At 62.7% G+C, this 22,581-nt stretch carries 20 protein-coding genes and 1 other RNA gene; 12 read left to right on the top strand and 9 right to left on the bottom strand.

What is annotated here, in order from left to right:
- Positions 1–44 precede the first annotated feature (44 nt).
- The 3 genes from RTQ46_RS08070 to RTQ46_RS08060 are packed head-to-tail and all read right to left on the bottom strand — an operon-like array spanning position 45 to position 3,847.
- Positions 45–2,366 carry a type II CAAX endopeptidase family protein gene (locus tag RTQ46_RS08070; RefSeq protein ID WP_312435756.1) on the bottom strand — a complete coding sequence of 774 codons (2,322 nt, stop codon included), beginning with the start codon at positions 2,364–2,366 and terminating at the stop codon, positions 45–47.
- Positions 2,363–3,109, bottom strand: coding sequence for an ABC transporter ATP-binding protein (locus tag RTQ46_RS08065; protein ID WP_312435754.1), 747 nt, complete (start codon positions 3,107–3,109; stop codon positions 2,363–2,365). The genes RTQ46_RS08070 and RTQ46_RS08065 overlap by 4 nt, the downstream gene beginning before the upstream one ends.
- Before the next feature lie 39 nt (positions 3,110–3,148).
- Positions 3,149–3,847 carry a helix-turn-helix transcriptional regulator gene (locus RTQ46_RS08060; RefSeq protein ID WP_312435752.1) on the bottom strand — a complete coding sequence of 233 codons (699 nt, stop codon included), beginning with the start codon at positions 3,845–3,847 and terminating at the stop codon, positions 3,149–3,151.
- Between the two features lie 76 nt (positions 3,848–3,923).
- Here RTQ46_RS08060 and RTQ46_RS08055 point away from each other — a divergent pair, with 76 nt between their 5' ends.
- Together RTQ46_RS08055 and RTQ46_RS08050 are read left to right on the top strand one after the other, a co-directional pair.
- Positions 3,924–4,910 carry a cytochrome P450 gene (locus RTQ46_RS08055; protein WP_312435750.1) on the top strand — a complete coding sequence of 329 codons (987 nt, stop codon included), beginning with the start codon at positions 3,924–3,926 and terminating at the stop codon, positions 4,908–4,910.
- Entirely contained in the window at positions 4,907–5,260 is a 354-nt protein-coding gene (locus tag RTQ46_RS08050; RefSeq protein ID WP_312435749.1) for an antibiotic biosynthesis monooxygenase, read from the top strand. Before RTQ46_RS08055 ends, RTQ46_RS08050 begins: the two co-directional genes overlap by 4 nt.
- Here RTQ46_RS08050 and RTQ46_RS08045 read toward each other — a convergent pair.
- Positions 5,250–5,699, bottom strand: coding sequence for a hypothetical protein (locus RTQ46_RS08045; RefSeq protein WP_312435747.1), 450 nt, complete (start codon positions 5,697–5,699; stop codon positions 5,250–5,252). The two genes, RTQ46_RS08050 and RTQ46_RS08045, sit on opposite strands and share 11 nt — an antisense overlap.
- Positions 5,700–5,872: 173 nt before the next feature.
- Between RTQ46_RS08045 and RTQ46_RS08040 the strand changes: the two genes are divergently transcribed.
- Positions 5,873–6,136, top strand: a complete 264-nt coding sequence (locus tag RTQ46_RS08040; RefSeq protein WP_312435745.1) for a hypothetical protein — start codon at positions 5,873–5,875, stop codon at positions 6,134–6,136.
- 48 nt (positions 6,137–6,184) lie between these two features.
- On the opposite strand, the gene rpoH is transcribed toward RTQ46_RS08040, so the two are convergent.
- The 4 genes from rpoH to ftsY all read right to left on the bottom strand — a co-directional run bounded on the left by rpoH (position 6,185) and on the right by ftsY (position 10,301).
- A complete protein-coding gene (rpoH, locus tag RTQ46_RS08035; protein WP_312435743.1) occupies positions 6,185–7,075 on the bottom strand; it encodes an RNA polymerase sigma factor RpoH in 891 nt (296 codons plus the stop codon).
- A gap of 479 nt (positions 7,076–7,554) precedes the next feature.
- Entirely contained in the window at positions 7,555–8,475 is a 921-nt protein-coding gene (gene ftsX / locus RTQ46_RS08030) for a permease-like cell division protein FtsX (RefSeq protein WP_312435741.1), read from the bottom strand.
- Complete coding sequence (locus tag RTQ46_RS08025) at positions 8,472–9,221, bottom strand: ATP-binding cassette domain-containing protein (protein ID WP_312435740.1); 750 nt, start codon at positions 9,219–9,221, stop codon at positions 8,472–8,474. The genes ftsX and RTQ46_RS08025 overlap by 4 nt, the downstream gene beginning before the upstream one ends.
- Before the next feature lie 6 nt (positions 9,222–9,227).
- Positions 9,228–10,301 (bottom strand): signal recognition particle-docking protein FtsY, encoded by a 1,074-nt coding sequence (gene ftsY, locus RTQ46_RS08020; RefSeq protein WP_312435739.1) that lies wholly within the window; start codon positions 10,299–10,301, stop codon positions 9,228–9,230.
- A gap of 1,164 nt (positions 10,302–11,465) precedes the next feature.
- Between ftsY and RTQ46_RS08015 the strand changes: the two genes are divergently transcribed.
- Together RTQ46_RS08015 and RTQ46_RS08010 are read left to right on the top strand one after the other, a co-directional pair.
- Positions 11,466–12,530, top strand: a complete 1,065-nt coding sequence (locus tag RTQ46_RS08015) for a porin (RefSeq protein WP_312435738.1) — start codon at positions 11,466–11,468, stop codon at positions 12,528–12,530.
- 149 nt (positions 12,531–12,679) lie between these two features.
- A complete protein-coding gene (locus RTQ46_RS08010) occupies positions 12,680–13,237 on the top strand; it encodes a hypothetical protein (RefSeq protein WP_312435736.1) in 558 nt (185 codons plus the stop codon).
- 66 nt (positions 13,238–13,303) lie between these two features.
- On the opposite strand, the gene RTQ46_RS08005 is transcribed toward RTQ46_RS08010, so the two are convergent.
- Positions 13,304–15,007, bottom strand: coding sequence for a thiamine pyrophosphate-binding protein (locus RTQ46_RS08005; protein ID WP_312435735.1), 1,704 nt, complete (start codon positions 15,005–15,007; stop codon positions 13,304–13,306).
- Positions 15,008–15,180: 173 nt separating this feature from the next.
- On the opposite strand from RTQ46_RS08005, the gene rnpB reads away from it, so the two are divergent.
- The 7 genes from rnpB (at position 15,181) to murF (ending at position 22,580) form a co-directional block, all read left to right on the top strand.
- Positions 15,181–15,520: RNase P RNA component class A (gene rnpB, locus RTQ46_RS08000), an RNA gene on the top strand.
- 629 nt (positions 15,521–16,149) lie between these two features.
- A complete protein-coding gene (mraZ, locus tag RTQ46_RS07995) occupies positions 16,150–16,578 on the top strand; it encodes a division/cell wall cluster transcriptional repressor MraZ (protein WP_312435734.1) in 429 nt (142 codons plus the stop codon).
- Positions 16,579–16,587: 9 nt separating this feature from the next.
- The gene (gene rsmH / locus RTQ46_RS07990) at positions 16,588–17,562 is read left to right on the top strand and encodes a 16S rRNA (cytosine(1402)-N(4))-methyltransferase RsmH (RefSeq protein WP_312435733.1); all 975 of its coding nucleotides are present in this window, start codon (positions 16,588–16,590) and stop codon (positions 17,560–17,562) included.
- Positions 17,559–17,831: a cell division protein FtsL gene (ftsL, locus tag RTQ46_RS07985; protein ID WP_312435731.1), complete on the top strand. Its 273-nt coding sequence runs from the start codon at positions 17,559–17,561 to the stop codon at positions 17,829–17,831. The genes rsmH and ftsL overlap by 4 nt, the downstream gene beginning before the upstream one ends.
- The gene (locus RTQ46_RS07980) at positions 17,828–19,609 is read left to right on the top strand and encodes a penicillin-binding protein 2 (protein ID WP_312435729.1); all 1,782 of its coding nucleotides are present in this window, start codon (positions 17,828–17,830) and stop codon (positions 19,607–19,609) included. The genes ftsL and RTQ46_RS07980 overlap by 4 nt, the downstream gene beginning before the upstream one ends.
- 8 nt (positions 19,610–19,617) lie before the next feature.
- Positions 19,618–21,132 (top strand): UDP-N-acetylmuramoyl-L-alanyl-D-glutamate--2,6-diaminopimelate ligase, encoded by a 1,515-nt coding sequence (locus RTQ46_RS07975; RefSeq protein WP_312435728.1) that lies wholly within the window; start codon positions 19,618–19,620, stop codon positions 21,130–21,132.
- 11 nt (positions 21,133–21,143) lie between these two features.
- Entirely contained in the window at positions 21,144–22,580 is a 1,437-nt protein-coding gene (murF, locus tag RTQ46_RS07970; RefSeq protein WP_312435726.1) for a UDP-N-acetylmuramoyl-tripeptide--D-alanyl-D-alanine ligase, read from the top strand.
- Position 22,581 lies beyond the last annotated feature (1 nt).

Genomic DNA, 22,581 nt, shown 5'->3' with positions numbered 1-22,581 from the left:
CCTTGCGCGAATGGCCCCACGAGCAATCGTGCGGGCCATTTTCTTTAGAGTATGACCAACTGCCAGGCCAGCACCACGGCGTTATAGATTCCATGCACCAGCATCGGCACCAGCAGCGAGCCGCCGCGTTCATGCGCCCAGCCGGCGCACAGGCCCAGCACGAACACGGGCAGCATTGAAGCCGGCGGATGGACGATGGCAAAGATCGCGGCGCTGATGACGATCGCCGGCCAGGCCGGCAGCGAGCGGCGCAGGCCGCCCTGTATCAGGCCGCGGAAAATGAATTCCTCGAACAGGGGCGCGGCCAGTACCGCCAGCGCGCCCAGCCACAGCCAGCTCCACTGGCCGGCGAGCAGCGGCGAGGCGGGTGGCGCGACGCCATAGACATGCAGCAGCATGGTGTAGCCGATGCCGAACACAGCCGCCAGCGCCGCGCCGGCCAGCGCCAGGCGCCAGGCCGGGCTGTCGTTGCGTATGCGCGGCACGCCGGCCGTCTTGCTGCGCCAGTAGACCAGGCGCGTCGTGGCGTACGTCAGCGCGCCGGCGATGCCGAAGGCCAGGGCGCTGTCCTGCAGGTCCGCCGGACCTTTTTCCTTCAGTATCATCAGGGCCAGCACCTGCAGCACGAAAAACAGCATGGCGGCCATCAGGCCGTCGGCGGCCGAGACACGCGCCGGTGGCGAGGCGGCCGGGTCCAGCAGATACGGCACTTCGTCGCGCGCTTTTTGCCACAGCGCCACGGCCAGTGCGCCGGTCAGCACCACGAACACCAGCTGTTGCACCAGGCTGCCCGCTGCCAGCGCGGCGATATACAAGCCCGTCAGCAACATGTACAGGTACATATAAGTGGACCGCATCTTTGCCGCCGCTTCGGTGGCCAGCGGGTCGCTGGCAAACACGCCGAGCGCGACGGCAATCACGGCATAAAGGGGAATGCCGGCCAGCGCCAGCAGCATCAGGCCGGCCATGTCCCAGCGCCAGGCCGGCATCCATGCCAGCGCCATGCCGAACATGATCAGCGGATAGATCATCGCCAGCACGGCCCACAGCTGCGCTTTTTCGCGCAGCGCCTGTTCCACGCCGACGGGAAAGGTGTACAGCAGCCACAGCGCGCCGCCTTCCTTGTGCAGGTTCTGGAACGCCGACATCAGCAGGGTGTAGGTGCCGAGGAAAAAGCCGGTCGAGGCCAGCAGGACAGGGTTGCCCAGCAGGCCCTGCAAGTCCTGCAGGCGGCCCGTGAAGACGACCTGGCCGCCCAGTATCAACAGCGGCAGCAGCATGGTTTGTACCAGGAAATTGCGGTCGCGTTTGAGCAGGGTCAGTTCGCGCCGCTGGATTACGCTGCCGACCTGCCAGCGGCCAGCTTGGGCAGAAACTTTTCCGCTTGCCTTGCGCACGCTGGCGCGCTGGCCCGAACCGACCACGCCGTGGCGCAACTGGCGCCGCAACACCGCCATGCCCAGCATCAGCAACAATGCCGCTTGCCCCAGCAGGGCGGCGGCCGCCAGCAGGGCGCTGCCGGCGGCCTGCGCATTGAGCATGGCCACCGCCAGGCCTGGCGGGGTCCAGCCACTCCAGGCGGGCATGGCGGCGGCCCACGCAAAGGCAAAGCCCTGTGTGCCCATGCCAAACGACATGCCGGCATACATGGGCAGCAGGCAGAGGATGGAAATCATCGCCTGCAAATTGCCCAGTTTTGACGGCGCCAGCGACAGGCGCAACCCCGTATCGACCAGGGTGCGCAGCATCGCGGCCAGCATCAGCAGCACCAGGCTGGCCGCCAGTGCCGGCAGGGGCGACCACCAGCCGTAACCCGAATACCAGGCGATCATGGCGGTGGTGGGTAGCAGCGCCAGCAGGCCGGCCGGATTGGCCACGCTGCGCTCGAGCACGCGCGCCCACAGCACGGTACTCGTCGAGGCGGGCAGGGTGACCAGCCACTCCAGGTCCCAGTCCGGGCGCGCCAGCTCGCCCGTGCCCAGCGGCACCAGCACACTGACCAGCCACAGCAAGGTCAGCTGGAATGACAGGCCGGCCAGCAGCGCCGCGCTGAACGGCCCGGCCATCAGCTGCGTGCTGACGGCATCCATGCCGCCGTGGAGGCCGCAAGCGGCCACGGCGTCGAGCTGGCAATGCAGATTGAGCACGCTGTTGCGGGCGATGGAGCCGAAGGAAAACAGCATCGGCGCCAGCAGCAATACGCCGGTGATCCAGCGGCCACGGCGCTTGCCGGGCGAGGCCGCGCGGCTTTTGCCGGTCTGGTGGCGCCTGAACAGCAAGCTTGAGCAGCTCAGGTTGAGCAGGCGCTGCAGGCGCAGGCGGATCAGCAGCCAGATGGCCCGGAAGGCCGAGGGCGGGACCGTCATGCCGCAGTATCCGGCGTGTCCGCCTCATCGGTGAGCTGCAAAAAGATGTCTTCCAGGCTGGCTTCGCTGGCCAGTTGCTGGCGGATCTCGCCGAGGCTGCCGGTGGCGGCCAGCGCGCCGCGGTGGATGATGGCGACGCGGCTGCACAGCTTTTCGGCCATGTCCAGCAAATGGGTGGAGACAAAGATGGTGGTGCCGGCGGCGGCGATGCGCAGCAAGCGCTCCTGCACGTCGCGCGAGGCGCGCGGATCGAGTCCGTTGATCGGCTCGTCCAGGATCAGCACGGCCGGCTCGTGGATCAGCGCGCAGGCCAGGCCCAGCTTTTTCTTCATGCCCAGCGAATAGTTGACGGCAAAGTCGTCGCTTGCTTCGTCGAGGCCGAATTCGGTCAGCAGCCGCGCCGCGCGCTTGGCCGCTTCCGCGCGCGGATAGCCATGCATTTCGGCCACGAATTGCAGTATTTCGCGTCCGCGCAGGTAGTCGTAGAAAATCGGATTGTCGGGCAGGTAGCCCACCTTGCGCTTGACGGCTGCGCCATCGCGGTGGCAGTCGAGACCGTCGATCAGCACACGTCCGCCGGTCGGCACCAGGATACCCATCAGCATGCGGATGGTGGTGGTCTTGCCGGCGCCGTTCGGGCCCAGGAAGCCGAACACCTCGCCACGGCCTGCGTGCAGGGTGAGCGGGTGGACAGCGTCGAAGCTGCCGTAGCGTTTGGAGAGAGCCTGGAACTCGATCATCATGCGCCTTGTAAAGAAAGTCGCACGATCATAGCGCGCTGTTCAGCTGGCGCCAAACGCCGCCATCAAACGTTGTTGATTCGCCGGCGTGATGGACAGGGCGCGGCTGTCGAGTTCGCGTTCGGCCCAGCTCCGGCGCAGTGCCAGCTGCAGCACTGCCGCGCCCAGGGCGCCACCCAGATGAAAGCGACGTTCGCTCCAGTCCAGGCAGGCACAGGCAAAGCGGCGGCGCTGGCTGGCCAGCAGCGCCACGTCGATGCCGAGCGCTGCCATGCCGATCACGCCCGCCTCGGTCAGCCGATAGTTGCCGCCTTCATCGAGCAGCCACTGCTGCGCCAGCAGCTGGTCATGCAGCGCGACGGCCACCGTGCCGGCCATATGGTCGTAGCAGGTGCGCGCATGGCGCAGCCGGTCCGGCGTGGAAGGCGTAAACAGGGGACGGGAAAATCCTGCTACCACCAGCAACGCTTCAAGCGCCTGCGCCGCCTCGGCGCTGGCCAGCCGGTAATAGCGGTGCTTGCCCTGCGCCACCACCGTCAGCAAGCCATCCTTGCACAGGCGCGTCAGATGCGCGCTGGCGGTTGAGGCGCCGACCTCGGCCAGCACCGACAGCTCCGTGGCCGTGCGCGCATGGCCGTCAAGCAGGCTGCACAGCATGCGTGCGCGGGCTGGCTCGGCAATCGCGCCGGCCAATTGCGCCAGGCCGGCATCGGCCGAGGCGAGAGCGGGAGTGACATCCATGATTCGTTCTCTGGCGAAGTGTTGTGGCGACAGGGCCAGCATACTCGCGTCCATTCATCACCGCAATGGAGTTGCCATGTTCGCGCACGACCCTCATCTTCCTCATGACCCGCTGGCTGCCGTCACGCACGCCGCGCCCCATGACTACTACCGCCGCCTGGCGGACGGTCCGCCGCTGCGTTTCGACGCGGGCCTGGACTGCTGGGTAGCGGCCGGCGCCGGCGTCAAAGCCGTGCTGGACCATCCTGATTGCCACGTACGGCCCTTCGGCCAGCCAGTGCCCCTGCATCTGCTGGGCACGCCATGCGGCGCAATATTTGCCGAGCTGGTGCGCATGAATGACGGCGCCCGCCATGCCGCGCCGAAGCAGGTACTGATGCAATTGCTGGCCGGTATCGACCTGGCCCGGCTGCACGACGAGACGGCGCGCCTGGCCCGCGATCATTTGCCGGGCAGTGCCGCAGAGCTGAATCAACTGATGTTCGATGTGCCGCTGTATGCCGTGGCACAGATGCTGGGATTTGCCGCGGCAGATAGGCCGCAGATCGCACGCTGGACCCGCGATTTTGTGGCCGCCATGCCGGTGCAGGCTGACCAGGCTGTTGTTGCGCGAGCGCAGGCAGCGGCAATGGGTTTGCAAGATACCTTCAGTGCGCTGCACCCTGGCGCTCGTCCAGCCCTGCGCGACAACCTGATCGGCCTGCTGGTGCAAACCTGCGAAGCGACCGCCGGCTTGCTGGGCAATGAGGTGCTGGCGCTGCGCAAAGACAATTCCGAACCCGTGCTGGCGATCCACAATACGCGCCGCTACGCCGCCTGCGACCTTGAGCTGGACGGCATGGCGATCAGGCAGGGACAGATGATCCTGGTGCTGCTGGCCAGTGCAGGCCTGGGCTTCGGCCATGGCGCGCATCGGTGTCCTGGGCAGGCCGTGGCGCAAACGATTGTTGCGGCGATCCTGTCGGCATGGTCGGGCGCAATCGGGCGGCTGGCGCTGGACTGGCATTACCGCCTGTCGCCGAACGCCCGCATTCCGTTGTTTGCGGAAGGCGCCGCAGCGTGATCGCCGTAATCTTTGAAGTCTGGCCCAGCAAAGAGGGCCGCGCGCACTATCTGGAACTGGCCGCGCAGCTGCGCCCGCTGCTCGATGAAGTCGACGGTTTCATTTCCATCGAACGCTTCGGCAGTCTCAGCGATCCGGGCAAATTGCTGTCGCTGTCGTTTTTCCGCGATGAGGCGGCGTTGGCGCAGTGGCGGCAACTGGAAGCGCATCGTGCGGCGCAGTGCGCCGGGCGGCAGGGTGTATTTGACGATTACCGCCTGCGCATTGCCGGCGTGCTGCGCGACTATGGCATGGCTGACAGGGAGCAGGCGCCTGCGGACAGCCGCTGCCGTCACGATCTTAATGCTTGAGCGCGCCCTGCGTGATCTTGACCTTCACGCGGTAGGTCGGCATGGCCGCATCGACGGCAGGCGGGGTGGCCGGGTCGACGTCAAGCAAGGTGAAAGTCAGGTGATTGATGGTGATCGAGCTGGCGCCATTGGGCATCGAGTCGGACAGCACCAGGTCGGTGGCACCCGCGCTGTGCAGCAGGGTAAAGCTGTAGCTGACGTAACCCTTCCAGACGCACACGGCGCCGGTGCGGCAGCGGCTGTCATTGACGCGTTCTAAGCGCAAGGTGTCGGTCGCGGTGATGGCGACCTGCTGGCCGGGAGAGAGCACGTGGGTTACGCTGCGCGGGGTATTGACGGCTTCGCTGGTGCTGGTGGCGGCGCCGCAGCCGGCCAGCAGCGCCAGACATAGCCATACCGGCAGCAGCAATTGATAGAGTCGGTGAGTCGGATAATGCATGTGCTTCCTTTCAGATAGCGTCCTCGATGGTGGCTTTCATGGATGAGATTGAACGATCATAACAAGATGATATTTTTGTGGCGCGCGCCTGGCGCGGCCTTGATAACGGGCAATGACGGCCTGTCGCGGTGGCGATCGCGTAGAATGGCTGTTTTGAAAATCAGGAAACAACCATGAAAAAGACCGACCTGGCGAAAAGCGATGCCAAGAAGTTGATGGGAAAGATGAATGTTCCCGGCGCCGGCGCCTTCGGCAAGGAAGCGGTGGTCGTTGACCGCCGCGAACAGCGCAAGCGCGACCAGGCCTTGGGCCTGGTGCCGTTTGCCGTCAAACTCAACAGCGACCTGGTGCTGCAGCTGCAAACCCTGGCCAGGGAGCGCGGCGCGGACCTGAATGAGGTCGTGGCCGAAGTGCTGGTCAAAGGACTTGCCGCATAAAACTGAAAGGCGCCTCGCGGCGCCTTTTTTGTTGCGTACTGACTGCCGTTATACGTACGCAGCCAGCGCGCCTTTCATTTTTTTCAGCGCCGCCACTTCAATCTGGCGGATGCGCTCGGCCGATACGCCGAACTCTTCAGCCAGCGCATGCAGGGTCGCGCCGGAACCGTCGTCGTTGGCCAGCCAGCGTGCCTCGACGATGCGGCGCGAACGTGGGTCAAGCTTGCCCAGCGCCGTTTCCAGCCCTTCCGACTGCAGGCGCGTCACTTGTTCCGCTTCCAGCACCTTGGTCGGCTCGCTTTGCTCCGACGACAGGTAGGCGATCGGCGAAAACTTGTCGTCTTCATCGTCGGTTGGCGACTCCAGCGCAATGTCGCGACCGCTCAGGCGCGTCTCCATCTCGATCACTTCTTCGCGTTTCACGTCCAGCAGCTTGGCCAGCGCATCGATCTGCTTTGGCGTCATCGCGTCCAGGCCGGTCTTGTGGCTGCGCAGATTGAAGAACAGCTTGCGCTGCGCCTTCGTCGTTGCCACTTTCACCAGGCGCCAGTTTTTCAGGATGTACTCGTGCATCTCGGCTTTCACCCAGTGCATGGCGTACGACACCAGGCGCACGCCCTGGTCCGGATCGAAACGCTTGACGGCTTTCATCAGGCCGATATTGCCTTCCTGAATCAGGTCGGCATGCGGCAGGCCGTAGCCCAGGTAGCCACGGGCGATCGATACCACCAGGCGCAAGTGCGACAGCACCAGCTCCTGCGCGGCAGCCAGGTCATTTTTTTCGCGCAAGCGCGTCGCCAGCGACATTTCTTCAGCATGGGTCAACATGGGCAGACGGTTCACGGCCGAAATATAGGCGTCGATATTGCCCAGATTGCCGGTGAACCCAAGGTTCAGCGCATTATTTTTGGTGGGAACCAATGCGGACATCGTAGTCATGTTTACTCCTCGTAGTCTTGCTTGTTCCAGATGGCCCTGCCACGCGGCAGGGACCTGATGTGCTTGTTTTTACGGTATTCGGTCTTGCAGTTTGCAGAACGTGGCGCCATCTTCATCTGGCAGCCATAGCGCTGTTGCTAACGGTATGACATATATTAGCACTCTCTGATGGAGAGTGCCAATCGGCTCATCCAATCACTCTGATAGCCAAAATACTATGACGATTGCAGCTTCCATGCGCGTCTTCGAATACGGTATTGCTTGGGAAAGTCTAGTGTGCGCCGATAGCTGCGACAACGAAAGCGCCACACAGTTGCCTGCGTCAACTATGGCAGAACTGAACATTATTTTGTTGATCAATGTGCGTAGTGTACGGCGGCTAACTGAAGCGCGCCTTAAGAATACTTGTCATGCAGTAAGGGATTGCTGCGGCGGCGAGAAGAGGGCGGCACCGGCAGTGCCGCCCCAGAGGGACTGCTTCAGTTAACGCGCGCCAGGTGGCGCTGTACGCAGAGGAAGGCGCCGATCAGGCCCAGCCCGGCGCTGACGGCCAGCAGTCCTGCCATCGGTAGCGGCGCCAGCGGCACCAGCTGGAATTCCGATGCATACAGGCGGGCAAACTCGGCAATCGCGGTATTTAGCGGCTGCAAGGCCAGCGCCACGGCGCCCAATGCCAGCGCGCCCGCACACAGTCCCAGCAGGGCGCCCGTGTAATAGAACGGCCGGTGGATGAAGGTGTCGGTGGCGCCGATCAGTTTCGAGATGCTGATCTCGTCGCGCTGCGTCATGACCTGCAGGCGGATGGTGTTGAACACCACCGCGATCACCGCCACGCCCAGGGTAATGGCCAGCAGCAGCAGTACTAGGCGCAGCACGCCCAACAGGGCCGCCAGCCGCTTGACCCAGGCCGAATCGACCTGGGCCGACTCCACGCCGGGCAACTGGCGCAACTGTTCCGCCACCGCATCGACATCCTGCGCTTCGGTGGCGCTGTTAAAGGCGTTCAGTTTCAACACATAGCTGTCGGGCAGCGGATTGTCGCCCAGGGTATTGAGCACATCGGCCAGGCCACTCTTGCTTTTCAGCGATTCGAGCGCGTCTTCGCGCGGGATAAAGACAATCTTGGCTTTGGCATCATGCACGATCTTGCGCATCTCGCCGGCCAGGCTTGTCGCCTGCTCGCGCGGCGTATTGATTTTCATGAACACGCTGATTTCCGGATCAACCGACATCTGTTCCGACATCGGACGCACATTGTCGAGCATGGTCAGGCCGGCAAACGGCAGCGACAGGGCAATCGCCACCACCACCACGTTGAGCAGGAAACCGCTGGGCGACTTGCGCAAATGAATCAGCGCCGAGCCGAGCGCAAAGCGGTGTTGGCGGAACCAGCCTCTCATGCTTCGTCTCCTTGCGCATCCACATCGTGCTGGCCGGGCTTGGGCGCGAAATCGGGATCGGGCGGCGCGAACACGGGCGCTTCGGTCGCCTTGTCGATGGCCACCAGCTGGCCGTTTTTCAGGTGGATCACGCGGGCAGCGGCGTCCAGCATCTGTTCGTCATGGCTGGAAATGAGGCAGGTTACGCCAACCGAATGGAATGCCTTCAGGGCATCGAGCACCTTGTTGGCGCTGGCGCGGTCCAGGTTGGCCGTCGGCTCGTCGGCCAGGATGATCTGCGGACGGTTGACGATGGCGCGCGCGATCGACACGCGCTGCTGCTCGCCGCCGGACAGCGACAGCGGACGCGCCATGGCGCGGTCCAGCAATCCCACTTTGTCGAGCGCGGCGCGGGCGCGCTGCTCGGCCGCCACCTTGTGCGCGCCCACCACCAGCAGGGGCAGCATCACGTTGGCAAGGATGGAGCGGTCATTCAGCAGTTTCTGCTGCTGGAAGATCAGGCCCATGTTGCGGCGCAAGAAGGGCACGCCGGCCGGCTTCAATTTGGCCATGTCCTGGCCGTTGACGATCAGCTTGCCCGAGGTCGGGCGCTCCATGGCGGCGATCATTTTCATCAGGGTGGACTTGCCGGCGCCCGACGGGCCCGCCAGGAACACCAGCTCGCCCTTGGCGATGCTCAATGAAATGTCGCTGAGCGCCACTGCATCGGAAGAATATTGCTTGGAGACGTGCTGAAATTCGATCATGTAGGCTTATCCGAGCAACGCTTCGACAAATTCGGCAGCCACGAAGGGCTGCAAGTCTTCAATTTTTTCACCGATGCCGATAAAGTACACGGGCACCGGACGCACGCGGGCGATCGCCGCCAGCACGCCGCCCTTGGCTGTACCGTCGAGCTTGGTGATTACCAGGCCGCTCAGCTGCAGCGCGTCGTCAAACGCCTTGACCTGCATCAGCGCATTCTGGCCCGTATTGCCATCGATCACCAGCAAGGTTTCATGGGGCGCGCCTTCCATGCCCTTGCCGATCACGCGCTTGATTTTCTTCAGCTCTTCCATCAAGTGCAGCTGGGTCGGCAGGCGTCCGGCCGTGTCGACCATCACCACATCGATGCCGCGCGCCTTGGCCGACTGCACCGAGTCGTAGGCCACGGCAGCCGGGTCGCCCGATTCCTGCGAGATCACGGTCACGTTGTTGCGCTCGCCCCAGACCATCAGCTGCTCGCGCGCCGCGGCGCGGAAGGTGTCGCCGGCAGCCAGCAGCACCGACTGCTTGTTCGACTGCATGTGCTTGGCGAGTTTGCCGATGGTAGTGGTCTTGCCGGCGCCGTTGACGCCCGAGATCATCATCACCAGCGGCTTGTGGCGGCCCAGTTCGAACCGTTTTTCCAGCGGCGTCAACAGGTCGGTCAGCAGCACTTTCAGGGCGGCCTTGACGGCGGCGGCGTCGAGCAGCTTGTCTTCCTTGACCTTTTTCTTCAGGGCCGTGAGCAAGTAATCGGTGGCGTCGATGCCGGCGTCGGACATCAGCAGCGCCGCTTCCAGCTCTTCATACAAGGCGTCATCGATCTTGGCACCCACGAACAGCACCGACAGGGTGCTCGAGGTTTTCGACAGGCCCGCTTTCAGGCGCGTCATCCACGATTTCTTTTCGGGCTCGGTGGCGATGATCGCCGGCACCGTCTCGGCCGGCGCGCCGGTCAGGGCGCCAGGCTGTGGCAGGAAGGGCGGAGTGGCGGCAGCAGGAGCAGCAGGCTCGACAATGGTAGGCGCAATTTCCGGGGCAGCGTCAGTGACGGCGGGTTTTTTCTTGAAGAAACTAAACATGGGTATGTGATGGCGGGTGCTTGCGCTTGGCCCGGCGGCGCCGGACGCTTTGGATCGGTCTATTCTACCAGAGCATGCCCACCGCTTCACGTCTTACTGTCCAATTGGCAACATTACCCCGCCGCCCCAATTGGCGCCTATATATAAGGCAGCTGACACAGGCGTCTGCCGGTTTTCGGCGTCGCCTGCGGAAAACTAGCCGACAAAATCATCCGAAATTTTTTCAAAAGAAAAAGCAAATATTGCCGAATCGAATAACAATCACGTTGACCTGCGTCAAATTGTCTCATTTTTGCAACAGAAATACTGCGCTATTGAATAATTAACATTGTAAGAAATTGTTTCAATTGTCTTGCGCCTTGCAAGCAAAAGTCGCTGCCGGGATGGCGCACCAGATCGATCTCAAGGTCGCCGAACTCATCAGGAATGTTTCCAGGATGAGTATTTAAATTACCGCAAAGTCAGTAATTGCCTTGTCTGTTTGCTTCTTTTTAAGCAGGCCAGGACGACCACATGATGTCATGCTACGCCCCGCAATCATGCGTGCATGCACCAGTTTGGGGCACTGTTTTGCCCGGTTTTGGGCCCTGCTCAGCAAGATTTGCCGGGGAGGTGTATGCTTCGTCCCGTTCATCCATTATCACCTTACAAATTGTGTGCTTTGTCGCGTAAATATGTAACGGTAAATGATGGCTGGAGCATGTTGATGTTTTAATCATGCGTCTGCTACTGTTGCGCTAATACAACGGGTTCTTGAAGGGCATACGTTATGATGAAATGGTCAATCAGGCCAATGCATTGATTGGCAAGGGGCAGTGGCTCTGTCGCATAGTACGGTCGGCGATGGTTGGGATGCCTGAAAACGCCCCTGGCCTGGTACCGGAAGTAACATGTTGGAACTTGATGGAATGCGCAACGGTCGTTATAGTGCCGCTTCCGGTGCCGCTTGAGCACCAGAACTGGCGCACGAAATACGGTCCTTATGCAGCCTTCAAGCTTGTCGGTGCAATAGCGTGCCGATACCAATATGACTGTTCCCCTGACCGGAACAGCAGTGGCAGGTGGAGACCTTGCCCTCACTCATAAAAAGCGCTCTGCTAGAGCGCAGCTCGAGATGCATAGGCTGTATTACTTTTTGCTTCAAAAAATTAAAGGAAACATGCAATGAAAAAAACTCTGATCACCCTGGCAGTCCTGGCAGCAGCCACCGGCGTAGCCCAAGCTCAATCGAGCGTTGTTATCTACGGTACCGTTGACGCTGGTTTCGTCAGCGAGCGCGGCGGTGTTAACGGCAACGTGAACAAACTGGACAGCGGCATCGGTTCGGCTTCGCGTCTGGGTTTCAAAGGCACCGAAGATCTGGGCAGCGGCCTGTCGGCGCTGTTCGTTCTGGAATCGGGTTTCAGCGTTGACAACGGTCAGCAAGACGTGTCGGGCACCCTGTTCAATCGTCAAGCTTACGTTGGTCTGAGCAGCAAAACCACCGGCACGCTGACCCTGGGTCGTCAATACACGCCTTGGTACAACACCCTGTCGAAAGTTGCTGATCCATTCCAGGTTGGTTACGCTGGTTCCGCAAAGAACTTGTTCCCATCGAACACCCGTACCAGCAACACCGTTCTGTACACCTCGCCAAGCTACAACGGCCTGGATGCTGACGTTGCTTACACCTTCGGCGAAAATGCTGAGTCGAACAAAATCGGCCGCAAAATCGGCGCATCGGTTGGCTACTCGAACGGTCCTCTGAACGCACGTATCGCGTACAACAACACCGCCAACGACACCGCTACCATCGAAACCGGCAGCGGCCGCAACTACCTGGCTGCAGCCAACTACGATTTCGCAGTTGCCAAAGCTTACGTCGCTTACGGCGTCAACAAAGGCCTGAACAGCGCGATCCGTAACAACGGTACCGTCAACGCGTTCAACTACACCTCGGCTGGCTTCAGCGCCGACAGCGCTACCGCCCTGATCGGCGTGACCGTACCAGTTGGTCCAGCTGGCACCGTGATGGCTTCGGTCATCCACGTGAACGACAAAGATGCTACCAACGCCGACGCGAACCAGTTCGCTCTGGGCTACTCGTACGCTCTGTCGAAACGTACCAGCACCTACGCTTCGTACGCCAAGATCTCGAACAAAAACAACGCAGGCTACACCGTTGGTAACAACAGCAATGTTGGTACGGGCGATAAAGCTTTCAACGTTGGCGTTCGTCACTCGTTCTAAGCCGGGCTACGCGCAAGCGTAGTTCATCACAGCGACCCGCTTGCGGGTGGCTGATGTAAAAAACGCGCTGTCAGGCTTTGGTCTGGCGGCGCGTTTTTGCGTGGGCGGCATCAGTTACAATATTGCTGTTAATAAAGTTGGGGGAAGCCATGTACCAAACAAAATCGCCGCGCATCCACGCCTTGCTGTTGGGCCTGCTGATGGCAGCGGCCGCAGGGTCGGCCGCTGCCGCCAAGGACAGGAAGCCTGCCGGCCTGGAGCGCTATGGCGTGGCCGTCTATTCGGACCTGTGCCTGCAGAAGGATAGCGGCGAGATCGGCGGCCAGCGCGTGACCCTGCACCGTTTTGCCGAAGCCGATACCGTCATCTATGAATTCACGGCCGGTTCGCTCAGCTGGCCCATCGTCGCCAATGACGTGAACCTCGACACCGCCACCGGCGCGTTCGACTTCACCATTGCCGCCGCCGATGGCGAGGAGCGCACCATCACCGGCAAGTTTGCGCAGGATGGCAAGACGCTGACCCTGGATGGCGACTACTGCGGCGGCAATGTGCGCATGCCGATGAAGCTGTCACGCATCACCGACTTTGGCCGGCCGTTGAAGAACTGCACGCCTTGCCCGGCCGTAAAGCAGGCGCCGCAGGCGCCGGCAGAACCTGCAGAGCCTGCCTCACAGCCGGCCAGTGCGGCCATGCCGGTGACCTGAGTTATCATCGCTTCCGACATGAAAAAGCCCGGTACTTGACCGGGCTTTTGCCATTCCGGGCCTGGCTTAACTGGCCTTGCGGGCCTTTTGCGCATTGGCCCGGATGGTCTCCAGCGTCGCATTCGGCGTGATCAGGTTGCCGTCATAGCGCAGCTCGATCAGTGCCGGCAGCTTGTGCTGGGCCGCATGCGCCAGCGCGCGCTGCAGGGCAGGGGCAAATTCCTCGGTCTTGTCGACCACTTCGCCATGCGCGCCATATGCCTGTGCCAGCGCCGCAAAATCGGGATTGTGCAGGGTCGTGCCCGATACGCGGCCCGGATAGTCGCGTTCCTGGTGCATGCGGATGGTGCCGAACATCTGGTTGTTGAACACGATGATCACCACGCCCGCCTGGTATTGCACGGCGGTTGCCAGCTCCTGCCCATTCATCAGGTATTCGCCGTCGCCGGCAAAGGTAATCACGGTGCGCTCGGGGTGCACGAGCTTGGCGGCGATGCCGGACGGCACGCCATAGCCCATGGCCCCATTGGTGGGCGCCAGTTGGGTGCGCATGCCGCCATAGCGATAGAAGCGGTGCGCCCACGAGGCGTAGTTGCCTGCGCCGTTGGTGACGATGGTGTCGCGTGGCGCCTGCGCCATGATCTCCTGCGTCACTTGCCACAAATTCAAAGGTGCCTGGCCATCCTGGAACACCGGCGGCTGCTGCTGGTAGGCGGCCAGTTCCCGCTTCGCTTCGGCCACCGTATGCTGCCAGGCGGAGGCGTCGACCGGCGCCATCGCCGCCAGCATGGCGCATGCCTGCGGCATGCCGCTGTTGATCATCAGCTCGGCCTGGTAGACGCTGCCCAGTTCTTCGGCATCCGGATGGAAATGCACCAGGCGCTGGCGCGGCACGGGCGACTCGAACAGGGTATAGCCGCCGGTGGTCATTTCGCCAAGGCGCGGGCCGATCGCAATCACCAGGTCGGCCTCTTTCACGCGCGCGGCCAGTTTCGGGTTGATGCCGATGCCGACGTCGCCGATATAGCTGGGGTGGGCATTGTCGAGCAGGTCCTGGAAGCGGAAGGCGCACGCGACCGGCAACTGGTTGGCTTCGGCAAAGCGCTGCAGGTCGCCACAGGCCTGCGGCGTCCAGGTGCCGCCGCCGAGCAGCAGCAGCGGACGCTGCGCCCCGGCCAGCATGGCGCGCAGCTGGCCGATCTGGCCGGCGGACGGCGACGCTTGTACCGGTTGATACGGGCGCGTATCGGCTACTGCCGCGAGCGAGATCAGCATGTCTTCGGGCAAGGCCAGCACCACCGGGCCGGGGCGGCCGCTGGTGGCGACCTGGAACGCGCGCGCCAGGTACTCGGGGATGCGCTCGGCGCGGTCGATCTGTGCCACCCACTTGGCCATCTGGCCGTACATGCGGCGGTAGTCGATTTCCTGGAACGCTTCGCGGTCGACGAAATCGTTGCCGACCTGGCCGATGAACAGGATCATCGGGGTCGAGTCCTGGCAGGCCGTGTGCACGCCGATCGAGGCATTGGTGGCGCCCGGGCCGCGCGTGACGAAGCAGATGCCGGGCTTGCCGGTCAGTTTGCCATAGGCTTCGGCCATGAAGGCGGCGCCGCCTTCCTGGCGGTTGATGATGAAGCGGATACCCGAGTCGTGCAGGGCGTCGAGCACGTCGAGATAGCTTTCGCCAGGCACGCCAAAGGCGGTGTCGACACCGTGGATCTGCAGGGCGTCGACCAGGATCTGGCCGCCGGTACGGGAGGATTGCGTCATGTTCGGCTCTTTATATGCGAGTGGGTGAAAAAGCGGGCAAGCGTGCAGCTTGCGCCATTTTAGGGGAGCCCATTTGGTCCGGCTTTTGAAATGGCGACACCGAATTACACAATTGGCCGAAGTCGGGCGTGGCTTTTTGCAGAATCATGCCGCGGCGCGGTACAATGCCGGGTGAAGCAGGCCAGACAGTCGCTGGCCGGTGCAGCAATGCACTGGCGGGAGGAAGGTCCGGACTCCATAGAGCGGGGTGACGGTTAACGGCCGTCCGCTGAAAGCTGCAAAGTATAAGGCGAGGAACAGGGCCACAGAGACGAGCGTATTAAGTTACGGTGAAACGCGGTAACCTCCACCTGGTGCAATTTCAAATAGGCACGCGATGATGCTGCTCGCGGAGCGTGCGGGTAGAAAGCTTGAGCGCCGGAGTAATCCGGCGCCTAGAGGAATGACTGTCATAGCGCCGACTCGCAAGACGAGGCGCCGTAACAAAATCCGGCCTATCGGCCTGCTTCACTTGAATTTCGCATTGGCCGGCATGTCGGCCAATGCCCAAAAAGCCCCCTTAGCGGGGCTTTTTTTATTGTCAAACGAGTATGGTTTGACATAAAGTTGTCTATACAATTTGAAATGAGTACTTGGTTAAAATTGCTCCCAATAAACTTAGTTCTGGTATCGCCAAGGCTCTTGCAATCAGGGTGATTGGCGTTGAAAACACTTGCTTGTGAGTGAAAAAGGAATAAGTTTTGCTTCAAAACAAGACTATGGCGCGTCCACCCGACTTTAGTCCGAGAGCAACGAAACTATTGTCCTGTGTCAACTAACTGCAAAAATCTCAATTTTTCCATTTCGTAATTTTCGATGTATACGGTAGGAAAACACATGTGTGCAGATGAGGTAGCACATTCACTATCTGTCATAAGTATCTAATTTTTCGATATATTTTTATTTGATACTTCTTCAACGAACTGCGCTAAGTCCTTAATTTCATTAATAAAATTCAAGTTTTGCCAATCGGAAACCGCTTGACCACCCTCTGTGCTTACTCTAAAGTGGTCAACTGTGTGAAAAAGTGTGTTTTTGTGGGAAATTTTCCCTCGACAAGGCGGTGCTACAGGTGCTGCAATCCAAGCTCAAAAAGGTCTTACGTGTTTCAAGGCGCGTCCGCTATCAGTCTCGATGCCAAGGGCAGGATGTCTATCCCTGCCAAGCACCGTGACGCGCTGGCCATCCAGTGCGAAGGCCGCATGACACTGACCCGCCATCCCGATGGCTGCCTGCTGTTTTTTCCCCGTTCGACGTGGGAAAGCCACCGCCAGCAGATCGCCGCCTGGCCCATGGCCGCGCGCGCCTGGCAGCGCATCTTTCTCGGCAACGCCGTTGACGTCGAGCTCGACTCGGCCGGCCGCGTGCTGATCTCGCCCGAATTGCGCAGCGCCGCCGGCCTGTCGCGTGAGGTGATGCTGATGGGCATGGGCAGTCACTTTGAAATATGGAACGCCGCCACCCTGGCCGAGCAGGAACAGCAGGCCATCGCTGGCGGCACTCCCGATGTACTCTCCAATTTTTCTTTTTAAGGCTCCGTAATGACACTACTCACGGTGCCGGAATTTCAGCATCGCACGGTGCTGCTTGATGAAGCGGTCGATGCGCTCGACCTGTCGGGCGACCGCGCGCACGGCATTTACGTCGATGGCACGTTTGGCCGTGGCGGCCACAGCCGCCTGATCCTGTCGCGCCTGGCCGCTGACGCGCGCCTGATCGGCTTCGACAAGGACCTGCAGGCGATCGCCACCGCCGAACAGATCGGCGACCCCCGTTTTGACATCGTCCATGACAGCTTCGCCACCATGACGGCCAGCCTGGCCGCGCGTGGCATCGAGCAGGTGGACGGCATCCTGCTCGACCTGGGCATCTCGTCGCCGCAGGTCGACGATGCGGCGCGCGGTTTCAGCTTCCGCAATGACGGACCGCTGGACATGCGCATGGATACCACGCGCGGCATCTCCGCAGCCGACTGGCTGGCGGTGGAAACCGAACAGAATTTAGAGAAAGTGATACGCGATTATGGGGAAGAACGGTTTGCTTTTCAGATTGCAAAGGCGATTGTTGCTGGCCGGGCAGTCCAGCCAATTTCAAGCACACGACAGCTTGCCGGCATCGTGGCAGGGGCCGTCAAGACCCGCGAGAAGGGTAAGGACCCCGCTACCCGCACCTTTCAGGCAATCCGCATTTTCATTAACAAGGAACTCGAGGACCTCGAGACTGGCCTGAACCAGGCGTATGCCTGCCTGGCGCCCGGCGCGCGCATGGCCGTGATCAGCTTTCATTCGCTGGAAGACCGCATGGTCAAGCGCTTCTTCGCCTCCAAGGCGAATGTGGAACAGCCTGACCGCCGCCTGCCGATCCGCGCGGTCGACCTGCCGCAGCCGGAAATGAAGCTGATCCTGAAAATGAAGCCGTCCGACGCCGAGATCGAAGCCAATCCGCGCTCGCGCTCGGCCGTGATGCGCGTGGCGCAGCGCCTGCCGCTGGCCGCTGCCCAGGGCGGCGCGCGATGACCGGCAAGCTCAGTATCGTGCTGTCGGCCCTGCTGGTTGCCTGCGGCCTGTCGCTGGTCAACGCGCAGTACCAGGCACGCCATCTGCTGATCGACCTGGAACGGGCGCAGGCCTTGTCGCGCCAGCTCGACATCGACTGGGCGCAGCTGCAGCTGGACCAGTCCACCCTGGGCAAGCATGAGCGCATCGAATCGATCGCGCGGCGCGACCTGAGCATGACGCCGCTGACGGCGGCGCGCACGCAATACCTGACGGAGGGCGGGCCATGAAGCTGGGCAGCAATGGCAGCGGCGGCCGCGTGGCGGCCTCGAAAGGCGTGCCGTTCTCGAAGAACCCGGTACTGGCCGTGCGCCTGCCCGTGTGGCGCTCGCGCGTGGTGCTGTTCTGTCTGTTTTTTGCCTTTGCCGGCCTGGGCGCGCGCGCCATGTGGCTGCAGGGCGTCTCGACCCAGTTTTTGCAGAAGCAAGGTGCGGCGCGCTATGAGCGCACGCTGGAACTGCCGGCCACGCGCGGCAAGATCACCGACCGCAACGGCCAGGTGCTCGCTTCGTCCGTGCCCGTGAAAGCGATCTGGGCGATTCCTGACGACGTGCTGCAGGCGCCGCCGGAAAAAATCACGGCGCTGGCCAACCTGCTGGACATGAACGTCACCGAACTGCGCAAGAAGCTCGATTCGGACCGCAGCTTCGTCTACCTGAAACGCCAGGTCGAAATGGACGTGGCCGACAAGATCAACAAGCTGGGCATCGACGGCATCGACGAGCGCAAGGAATACAAGCGCTTCTATCCGCAGGGCGAAGTGATGACCCACGTGGTCGGCTTTACCAACGTGGAAGACATCGGCCAGGAAAGCATGGAACTGGCGCAGCAGAAAACGCTGGTCGGCACCACCGGCAGCCGCCGCGTGATCAAGGACCGCCTGGGCCACATCGTCGAAGACATCGGCTTCATCCACGAGCCGCACGATGGCAAGGACCTGACCCTGTCGGTCGACAGCAAGATCCAGTACATCGCCTTCACGCAGTTGAAGGAAGCGGTGGAAAAATACAACGCCAAGGCCGGCGGCGCGGTGGTGCTCGACGTGCACACGGGCGAAGTGCTGGCCCTGGCCAACTACCCGAGCTACGATCCGAACGACCGCAGGAAACTCACCGGCCAGCAGCTGCGCAACCGCGTGATGACCGACACCTTCGAACCCGGTTCGACCCTGAAGCCGATCACCGTTTCGCTGGCGCTCGACACGGGCCGCGTCAAGCCGACCACCCTGATCGACACGGGCGCCGGCCGCTACACGATTGCCGACCGCACCATTACCGACACCAGCGCGCACGGCGTGATCAGCGTGGCGCAGGTGATCGAGATGTCGTCCAATATCGGCTCGTCAAAAATCGCGCTGGGCATGCCGGCCCAGGAAATGTGGGAGATGTTTACCAAGGTGGGCTTCGGCCAGCAGCCGAAATGGGGTTTTCCCGGTGCCGTGGCCGGCCGCGTGCGCCCGTACAAATCGTGGCGCCCGGTGGAGCAGGCCACCATGAGCTACGGTAACGGCATCTCGGTGTCGCTGATCCAGCTGGCGCGCGCCTACATGATGTTCGCGCGCGACGGCGACACCATCCCGCTGTCGTTCCAGAAGGTCAGCGAACTGCCGGTAGGCCAGCAGGTGATCAAGCCGAAGACGGCGGCCGACATGCGCGCCATGCTGGAGCTGGTGGTGTCCGGCCCGCACGGTTCGGCCAAGCGCGCCCAGGTCGCCGGCTACCGCGTGGGCGGCAAGACCGGTACCGCCTACAAGGTGGAGAACGGCCGCTATGCGATGCCGCGCAAATACATCGGCTCGTTCGTGGGCATGGTGCCGATGTCGGCGCCGCGCTTCATCATTGCCGTCATGATCGATGAACCGACCGGCCTGTATCACTACGGTGGCCAGGTCGCCGCTCCCGCTTTCGCGGCGATTGCCACCAACGCGCTGCGCGCGATGAACGTACCGCCCGATTCCTCCGTTACCGAAATCGTGGTCCCGGCCAATGCCGGCCCGGAGGCCATGTGAAGCTGCTCATGACCCTACAAGACATCAGTTCGTGGATCAAGGCTGCCGCCCCGGGCGCGCAGCTGACCTCCGATTCCCGCCGCGTACAGCGCGGCGACGTGTTTTTCGCCTATGCGGGCGCAACCCGCTTCATCGACGCGGCCATCAAGCTGGGCGCCGCTGCCATCGTGCATGACGAGGCCGACTTTGCGCCGGGCGTGGATGCCGCCGTGCCGCACCTGGCCGTGCCGGACCTGAAACGCCAGGCTGGCCCGATCGCGCACGCCTTTTACGGCATGCCCGATCAAGCCATGTTCAGCGCCGGCGTGACCGGCACCAACGGCAAGACCTCGTGCGCGCTGTGGCTGGCGCAGGCCCTGGCGCGCCTGGGCGAGACCTCGTCCGTGATCGGTACCCTGGGCGTGGGCCTGTGCAAGGCGCGCGGCGAGATCGATTTCGACGTCACCGGCTACACCACGCCCGACGCCGTGCTGCTGGCCAGGAAACTGGCCGTGCTGCGCGAGGCCGGCGCGCAAGCGGTGGCGATTGAAGTGTCGTCGATCGGCCTGGACCAGGACCGCGCGGCCGGCATGCATTTTGAGGTCGCCATGTTTACCAACCTGACGCGCGACCACCTCGACTACCATGGCGACATGGCGGCCTACGAGGCGGCCAAGGTGAAACTGTTCGACTGGCCAGGCCTGAAAACCGCCGTCATCAACCTCGACGATGCAATGGGCCTGCGCCTGGCCGCGCATGTGGCAGGCAAGCCTGCGGGGCAGTATCCGGTGATCGGCTATACCTTGCAGGACGCGGCCAGCGTGCCCGACCTGCCGGGCGTGCTGATGCTGCGCGCCAGCCAGTTCCGCAGCCGGAACGCCGGTACCGACTTCCAGCTCGACTGCGTGCTGGGCACCGCGCCGGTGAAAACCCGGCTGGTGGGCCACTTCAATATCAGCAATGCGCTGGCCGTGCTGGGCGCCTTGCTGGCGCATGGCACGCCGCTGCGCGCGGCGCTCGACGCGATCGAAGCGCTGCAGCCGGCGCCAGGCCGCATGCAGCAGGTGGGCGGCCAGGAAGCGCCGATGATCGTCATCGATTATGCGCATACGCCCGATGCGCTGGAAAAAACCCTGCTGGCCTTGCGCCAGGTGGCGCAGGAGCGCAGCGGCCAGCTGTGGTGCGTGTTCGGCTGCGGCGGCGACCGCGATCCGGGCAAGCGTCCGCAGATGGGCGCCATCGCGCAGCTGGCCGACCATGTGCTGGTCACCAGCGACAATCCACGCAGCGAAGATCCGCACGCCATCATCGGGCAGATCATGGCCGGCATGCGCGCGGACGGTCCGCAGCCGCAGGCGATCGAGGACCGCGCTGCCGCCATCCTGTCGGCCATCAAGCATGCCGCCAAGCCGGACGTGATCCTGCTGGCCGGCAAGGGCCATGAACCGTACCAGGAAATCAAGGGCAAGAAACTGCCGTTTTCCGACGCCGACCACGCGCAGCTGGCGCTGTCGGCGCGTTTGACCATGATGAGGACCAATTGATGGAGCAGACCGTGCACGCGACACTCGCACAAGTGCTGCCACTATTTGCCGGCGCACGCCTGGCAGGCCGCGTCGACACCGCCTTTGCGGGCGTGTCGACCGACAGCCGCCAGGCCGGCCTCGGCTCGCTGTTCGTCGCCCTGCGCGGCGAGCGTTTCGACGCCCACGATTTCCTCGACGAGGTGGCGCGCCAGGGCGTGGCGGCGGTCGTCGTCGAAGCCCTGCCGGAAGGCTGGGACACCGATAAAGTGGCGGCCATCGTGGTGCCCGACACCCTGGCGGCGCTGGGCCGCATCGCCAACTTCTGGCGCCGCCAGTTCGACCTGCCCGTGATCGGCGTGACCGGCAGCAATGGCAAGACCACCGTCAAGGAAATGCTGGCCTCCATCCTGGCTGCTGCCTACGGCGAGCAGGACCGCCTGGCCACGCGCGGCAACCTGAATAATGAAATCGGCGTGCCGCTGACCCTGTTCCGCCTGGCCGCCCACCATGACGCGGCCGTGATCGAGATGGGCATGAACCATCCGGGCGAAATCGCGCGCCTGGCGCAAATTGCCGAACCGACCCTGGCGATGGTCAACAACGCCCAGCGCGAACACCAGGAATTCATGCATACCGTGGAAGCGGTGGCGCGCGAGAACGGCGCCGTGCTGGCCGCCTTGCCGCCTGACGGCGTGGCGGTGTTCCCGCATGGCGACGAATTCACGCCGCTGTGGCAGGAACTGGCCGGTGCGCGCCGCGTGCTGCGCTTCGGCCTGTCGAAAGAGGCGGAAGTGAGCTGTACCCACCGCGCTGCCGAGGGCTTTGGCAGCGACATGTTCGTCATCGTGCGCGATGAACAGAGTCAACTGCAGCAGTTTTTTGTCGGCCTGCAGGCGGCTGGCGAACATAACGTCAAAAACGCGCTGGCCGCCGTGGCCTGCGCGTTCGGCGCCGGCGTCAGCCTGGACGCCATCAAGCGCGGCCTGGAAGCGTTCGCGCCGGTGGCCGGGCGCCTGCAGCAAAAGCGTGCCGTCAATGGCGCTACCGTGATCGACGATACCTACAATGCCAATCCCGACTCGGCGCGCGCCGCCATCGACGTGCTGGCGCAGGCTGGCGCGCCGCGCATCCTGGTGCTGGGCGAGATGGGCGAAGTCGGTACGCAAGGACAGCAGTTCCACGAAGAGATCGGCGCCTACGCCGCCGCCAAGGGCATCGAACACGTGCTGGCGACGGGCGGCCTGGCGCGCCATATGGTTGCCTCCGCGCAGGCTGCGCAGGGTACGGAATCAGGCACGGTCGTGGAGTATTTCGAACAGTTCGACGGTTTGCTGGCGGCGCTCGATGCGCACCTGGCTGGCCGCCCGGATGCAACAGTATTGATCAAGGGCTCCCGCTTCATGAAGATGGAACGGGCCGTGCAGCATTTGATTGGTTCAAACAATAACAACAAGGAAGCTCACTAAT

The organism is Janthinobacterium sp. (genome assembly GCF_031995485.1).
Lineage (GTDB): Bacteria > Pseudomonadota > Gammaproteobacteria > Burkholderiales > Burkholderiaceae_D > Janthinobacterium.
The sequence above is the reverse complement of the archived record's forward strand: the minus strand, read 5'-3'. Positions and strand labels throughout refer to the sequence as shown.